General features: G+C 58.8%; 5 protein-coding genes. 2 read left to right on the forward strand and 3 right to left on the reverse strand.

Going from position 1 to position 6,056, the window contains the following annotated elements:
• Positions 1 to 383 precede the first annotated feature (383 nt).
• Positions 384 to 1,160, reverse strand: coding sequence for a 4'-phosphopantetheinyl transferase superfamily protein (locus RTS12_RS19625; protein WP_312531621.1), 777 nt, complete (start codon positions 1,158 to 1,160; stop codon positions 384 to 386).
• A gap of 124 nt (positions 1,161 to 1,284) precedes the next feature.
• Entirely contained in the window at positions 1,285 to 2,667 is a 1,383-nt protein-coding gene (locus RTS12_RS19630) for an aspartate aminotransferase family protein (RefSeq protein ID WP_312531623.1), read from the reverse strand.
• A 537-nt stretch (positions 2,668 to 3,204) separates the two neighbouring features.
• Here RTS12_RS19630 and panB point away from each other — a divergent pair.
• Together panB and panC are read left to right on the forward strand one after the other, a co-directional pair.
• Positions 3,205 to 4,035 (forward strand): 3-methyl-2-oxobutanoate hydroxymethyltransferase, encoded by an 831-nt coding sequence (gene panB / locus RTS12_RS19635; protein WP_312531628.1) that lies wholly within the window; start codon positions 3,205 to 3,207, stop codon positions 4,033 to 4,035.
• Positions 4,032 to 4,874, forward strand: a complete 843-nt coding sequence (gene panC / locus RTS12_RS19640) for a pantoate--beta-alanine ligase (RefSeq protein ID WP_312531631.1) — start codon at positions 4,032 to 4,034, stop codon at positions 4,872 to 4,874. The genes panB and panC overlap by 4 nt, the downstream gene beginning before the upstream one ends.
• 54 nt (positions 4,875 to 4,928) lie before the next feature.
• Here panC and RTS12_RS19645 read toward each other — a convergent pair whose 3' ends face one another.
• Positions 4,929 to 5,528, reverse strand: coding sequence for a TetR/AcrR family transcriptional regulator (locus RTS12_RS19645; protein ID WP_312531634.1), 600 nt, complete (start codon positions 5,526 to 5,528; stop codon positions 4,929 to 4,931).
• Positions 5,529 to 6,056: the final 528 nt, after the last annotated feature.

Consider the following 6,056-nt stretch of genomic DNA (forward strand, 5'->3'; position numbering starts at 1 on the left):
CTCGCCAAAGATCACGACCCCAAAAGCGGCAGTGCGCGATCCCTGCTGGCTGCTAAAATAGGAAGCCAGTCTCAGCTGTTCAATGGCCGTTATCCTCGCCCCGACCCAGATCAACTCCTGCTTAATGAGGGGCGTCTTTGGGTTGAGGGCTGCTGATGCGGGCAGTTCCAGTCAGAATAGCAGCCTGACACGCAAGAGCCAGTCCGTTCTTAACATCCAGATCACTTTCATAAGGCGATTTTAGCGCGATTTAGCGACAAATGCGGCCCTTATTGGGCCGTTTTCGTCACTTTTCACCCGATTTGTTACAAAACCGCGAAACAGTGGCTAGGGTTGGAATATGTCAGAAACGGGCCGACAAAATGGGCCAAAGCTGTCCGGGCTTAGCGCCAAATCGCAGTGATGACATGCGCGGGACCGCAATCTTGGTGTACCGCGAAAGTTTGATTTCGGCCATAATCGCCCCAATCCTCGGTCAAGACCAAAGACAAGTTCGAGCCCTGCCACAGCGCGCGGGCCGCCGAGAATTCTTTGATCTGTCGGATATGGGGGAAAAGCGCTTTGAACAGCGCCTCTTTCGCGGAAAAGACGCGGGTGACGTTCAAGGCCATCGCCGCGTCAGACGCCATGGGCTGCGCTTCGGGCATTACCATCGGCGCGATCTCTAGGGCCTGATCGGGCGTAAGGATTTCCTCGATATCCAGACCCAATAGCTGCAAACAGGCAGAAGGCCCCACCAGCGCCCCCGCCAGATCGCGACAATGCGAGATGCTGCCCAAAACGCCCCGAGGCCACATCGGCAGACCATCCGCCCCGATACCCAATGTCGCAATCTGGCCCTTGTCATCCAGAGCTGCCCCATCACGCCCCAACCGATCCAGTTCCGTCTTGCCCTGCCCGGCGCAACCATGCAGCAACGCAGCCGGCTTTGCCGCATCAGGATCGTTTTTGTCCACGGGCCAGCCCCCCGCAAGCAGCGCTGCACGGGCCGCGCGCCGCCCTGCGGCAAATTCGGCGCGCCGCTTGGGTACGGCTTTGCTCAAGGCCATCGGAATGGCCTCGGCATAGTCAGGGGTCACCGGGTTTAGGGCCAGGCTCATTCCATTGGCCAGCCCCAAAGCCTGCGCCAGCCGACGCCCATCTGCCCAATCCTGCCTCACCTTCTGACTTGCCTCACCCGCTGATCTGCCATCGCTATCATGTCAAAGGCAGCGCCCCAAAGGGGACGCTGCCATGTCCTTGCACACAGGCCCGCGCCCTGATGACTGGTCACGGGCCAGCAAATCACACCGCCGGTTGACCCGCAGCGATCCAATCTGCCGTATCTTGCAAGGTTGCCTCGAAGGCGCGGACCATCTCATCGACCTGCGCTTCGGTGATGATCAGCGGCGGGCAAAAGGCCAGTGTGTCAAGAATATTGCGCACGATCAGGCCGTGATGATGGGCGCGGGCAAAGAAATAGCCGCCGACCTTACCGGGTTGGGCAAACTTTTCCTTGGTTTCTTTATTGGCCACCAGCTCGACCGCAGCGATCAGGCCAACGCCCCGAACCTCTCCGACCAGAGGGTGATCGGCCAATGCACGCAGGCGCTTTTGCAGAACCGCACCGACTTTTGCCGCATTTTCGATCAGCCCGCGTTCTTCGATGATCTTCAGGTTTTCCAGCCCCACGGCCGTCGCAACCGGATGCCCCGAGGCGGTATAGCCATGGCCAAAGGTACCGATCTTGCCGCTGTTATCCGCGACCACCTCGAAGATTTCATCCGAGATCATCACTGCCGCCAGTGGTTGATAGGACGAGGTGATCTGCTTGGAGAGCGCCATCAGATCCGGTTTGATTCCATAATAGGTCGAGCCAAACGGCGTGCCCAAACGACCAAATCCGGTGATGACCTCGTCGGCGACGACCAAAATATCGTGCTGACGGCAGATCTGCTGCACCCGCGCCCAATAGCCTTCGGGGGCGGGGATCACGCCACCCGCTGACATCAGTGGCTCGCCGATAAAGGCGGCAATGGTGTCGGCCCCCTCTTCGCGAATGACCTCTTCCAGCTCTGCCGCCAGGCGATCGACGAACTGGGCCTCGGTTTCGTCAGGCAGGCCGTAGCGATAGAAATGCGGGCAGGTCAGATGACGCACCGGAATGGCAGGCAGATCAAAGTCGCGGTGGTTGTTTACCAGACCGGTCAGGCTGGCCGAGGCCACCGTTACCCCGTGATACCCACCGTTCCGGGCCAGAAATTTCTTCTTTTCCGGGCGACCAAGCGCGTTGTTGTAATACCAAACCAGCTTGATGATCGTGTCATTCGCCTCGGAACCCGAATTGGTGAAAAAGGCGTGGTTCAGCCCCTCTGGCGCCATTTCCGCAAGCTTTTCAGCCAGTTCGATTGCGGGCATGTTCGATTTATGCGCAAAAGTATGATAGTAAGGCAGACGTTCCAGCTGGCGGGTCGCGGCCTCGACAAGGCGTTTTTCACCAAAGCCGACGGCCACGCTCCACAGGCCAGCCAGCCCCTCAAGGTAACGCTTTCCCTGATCATCATAGACATACACCCCCTCGCCCCGCTCGATCACGATCGGGCCGACTTCGGCATGGCGCGCGGCATTGGTATAGGGGTGAAGGTGATGCGCAATGTCACGCGCGGCAGTCGAGTTCGATCGGGTCATGAAGCGGCTCCGGTAGGGTATGGGTCGGTGTGCACGCGCCAATGGAAAGGGAGTTGGCCCCAACTGGACAGCGGGCGGAAGGCAGGTTTCGGCGATGAAAGATGAAAGCTGGTCAAGACATCACTGGGCCTGCGGATGTGAATACGAGTCGTCGCACGTCTGAAGCCAGAATGTCCGAGATCGGGCGGAAGGCAAGCCCAGTTTATGGGTCTCGTCGCGCGAAATGGCATGGCCCCCAACGCGCGACACATGGCCACGCGCCCACCGATTTCCATGATGTCCGCCCCCAAGCACGGCTTTCGCACCTTACCAGCCGTTGGCTCGCGCCAAGATCACCCGCGCGTTAAGTCCCCAGAAAGTAAGATCTGCCTTTGGAGTAGATTTTCAACTTTACGTAAGGTTAAACAGTGGCCACCACCGCCCTGCCCTGCCCGAAACCTGCCCAGACGTCTGCCCAATCGATCTGATCGCTTCTCGTCATGTCCCAGACCATGCACAGCCGTCAGCCCTGCCGCCACAGTACAAGGAAACTGCGAAATGAGTGCAAACTCTGAACCCAAAGGGCAGCTGACCCCATCGGATATTCGCGCCCGCAAAGGCGCCACGCCAATCGTTTGCCTGACCGCCTATACCACGCCGATGGCCAAGCTGGTCGACAAATCATGCGATCTTATCCTTGTCGGCGACAGCGTGGGCATGGTCCTGCATGGGTTGCCATCGACCCTTGGTGTCACGATGGACATGATGATCTTGCATGGCAAGGCGGTTGCACGCGGCACCACACGTGCCTGTCTGGTGATCGATTTGCCCTTTGGCAGTTATGAGGAAAGCCCCGAACAAGCCTTTCGCAATGCCGCCAGACTGCTGGCAGAGACCGGATGCCACGCCGTCAAGCTAGAGGGCGGCCAGCATATGGCGCCAACGGTTGCTTTTTTGGTGCAGCGCGGCATTCCGGTCATGGGCCATGTCGGGCTGACGCCTCAGGCGGTCAATACCCTGGGCGGCTATAAGGTGCAGGGGCGCGGCGAGGATGGGGATCGTGTGGCCGCAGATGCCGCGGCCCTGGCCGCAGCCGGGGCCTTTGCCGTCGTGCTGGAAAAGCTGCCGGCCGCCCTTGGCGCACGGATTACCAAGGAAATTGCCGTGCCCACCATTGGCATCGGGGCTGGCGTGGATTGTGACGGTCAGGTGCTGGTGATTGATGATGCCTTGGGCATTTTCACCGAGTTTCGTCCGAAATTCGTCAAACGCTATGCCGAACTTGGCCAGGACGCAGCCAGCGCGATCCAAGACTATGCCAATGAGGTGCGCGACAGACGCTTTCCTGCACCCGAACATGTCTTTGCCGCCCAAGGAAAATCCGCATGAGCGCACCGATCATCCGCAGCCTTCCAGAACTGCGCCAGCTGACGCGCGCCTGGCGCGCCAAAGGCGAAACCATCGGCGTTGTGCCGACCATGGGCGCCCTGCATCAGGGGCATCTCAGCCTGGTGCAGGCGGCAAAGGCCAGCTGCGATCATGTGATCGTCACTCTTTTCGTCAATCCACGTCAGTTTAACAGCCCCGAAGACTTCGCGCGTTACCCAAGAACCGAAGAGGAAGACGCGCAAATTTTGGGTCCCTATGGCGTCGATGCACTGTTCGTGCCTGATGGGGAAACCGTCTATCCTGCCGGGCACGCGACCACGGTTTCGGTCACAGGCGTCAGCACGCCTCTTGAGGGGGCGCACCGCATTGGCCACTTCGACGGCGTCGCCACGGTCGTGACATTATTGCTGAATATGACCCAAGCTGACCGGGCGTTTTTCGGCGAAAAAGACTGGCAGCAGTTGCAAGTCGTGAAACAGCTGGTGCGCGATCTGCATCTGCCCGTCGAAATCGTCGCCTGCCCTTCGTTGCGCAATCCGGATGGATTGGCTCTTTCCTCGCGCAATCAACGCCTTTCAGCGGATGCCCTCGAACTTGCAACGGCCCTTCCCAGCGGACTTCTTGCGGCAGCCAAAGCCATCGAGGGCGGCGCGCCAATCGACGAGACATTGGCAGCGGCCCGTCGACGCCTGAAGGCCTGCGGATTGGGCCCGGTCGATTATCTTGAACTATGTGACAGTGAAACACTTGGCCCCTATCAGAAGGGACGACCGGGGCGCCTGCTTGCTGCGGTATGGCTGGAAGATGTTCGCCTGATCGACAATGTCGCCGTTTCCTGACCCGGCTCAGATCGCCGCTCTCTGCTCGGCAATGGGCCTGCAGAGAGCGCGGGCTTAACCTTTCTGCGGAAGCGACGCCAATGTGACCTCTAGGGCCAGGGCGGCGATTTCTCGCGCGGATCGTTGGGTGAAAATATCCAGTCGCCGCCCGACATCCAGCGAGACCAGGCCATGTATCGCGATAAACAATGTCTCAGCCAATGCCCCGGCCCGTGCCGCCTCGACGCCTGGTGCGCATTCGATCAGCAATGCAGCCAACCTTTGCTTAAGCCCTTCGATTGCACCACCATACCACTCTGGAAAGGTTTCGCGCTCGCGACGCCCGGCAAACAGCGCATTCCAGCGCGCCGGATTGGCCTTCATGAAATCAACATAGCTTTCGCATAGCGCGCGCAGCCTGTCTTGGGGCGCCGAAGCAGGCGGCAAGGTGTTAAACATGTCCTCGAGTTCGACCAAAGTCTCGCGGTTGACCTCCATCAAGATGTCGGACATCGCCTCAAAGACGTTATAAATCGACGCTGCTGTATAGCCGATCTCCTTGGCAATACCTCGCGCGCTCAACCCCTCCACGCCGTCACGATCCAGGATGCCTTTGGCTGCATCGATGATCGCCTTACGCAGTTCTTCACGCGGTTGTCGGGACGGTCTGCTCATATTTTTTACCTTTATTGAACACTGTTAAAAAATACCCTTGACGACTCGCATCGTCCAGTGCAATTTAACTGAACAGCGTTCATTAATGATGAGTTCGATGCCAGACCAAAGCTTCAGCCCCGCGAAAAATCAGGACCTATACCCTGAATATGCCGCGGGAATGGGGTCGACGAAAAGCAAGACCCCCTGTTGGGGTCCAACTGAATTCACCATGTTAATCAGTGTGTTGTTAAAAGTTTCTGACTGAATGCTTGCGCTGGGCGGGGCTGTATCCCGCCCAGCGCCCCAACAAGGTCAGCGCCGGAAAACCGGCGCTGACACAGGTAAGACGGTTGTTCACGAGTCGACGTGTTTGTGTGTTGTTTACCGAGTGCTTTTGGATCGGTGTTGGTTCCGAGTTCTCTGTTTTCTTGTCAATCATCCGCGAAGGGGGCGCGGATTCGGGCTTAGGCGCTTGCAGGTCTGGTCTGCAACCGATGCGGCAAGCGCCCGTCGCCCGTCATCTTTCCTCGTGTTTTTGCTTGTAGG

This window comes from Paracoccus sp. (in: a-proteobacteria) (assembly GCF_032007265.1).
Classification (GTDB): domain Bacteria; phylum Pseudomonadota; class Alphaproteobacteria; order Rhodobacterales; family Rhodobacteraceae; genus Paracoccus.

What these genes read in the sequence shown, in the direction of transcription:
- RTS12_RS19645 (WP_312531634.1), bottom strand. Translation starts at nt 5,528, where the DNA reads ATGAGCAGACCGTCCCGACAACCGCGTGAAGAACTGCGTAAGGCGATC.
- RTS12_RS19630 (WP_312531623.1), bottom strand. Translation starts at nt 2,667, where the DNA reads ATGACCCGATCGAACTCGACTGCCGCGCGTGACATTGCGCATCACCTT.
- panC (WP_312531631.1), top strand. Translation starts at nt 4,032, where the DNA reads ATGAGCGCACCGATCATCCGCAGCCTTCCAGAACTGCGCCAGCTGACG.
- panB (WP_312531628.1), top strand. Translation starts at nt 3,205, where the DNA reads ATGAGTGCAAACTCTGAACCCAAAGGGCAGCTGACCCCATCGGATATT.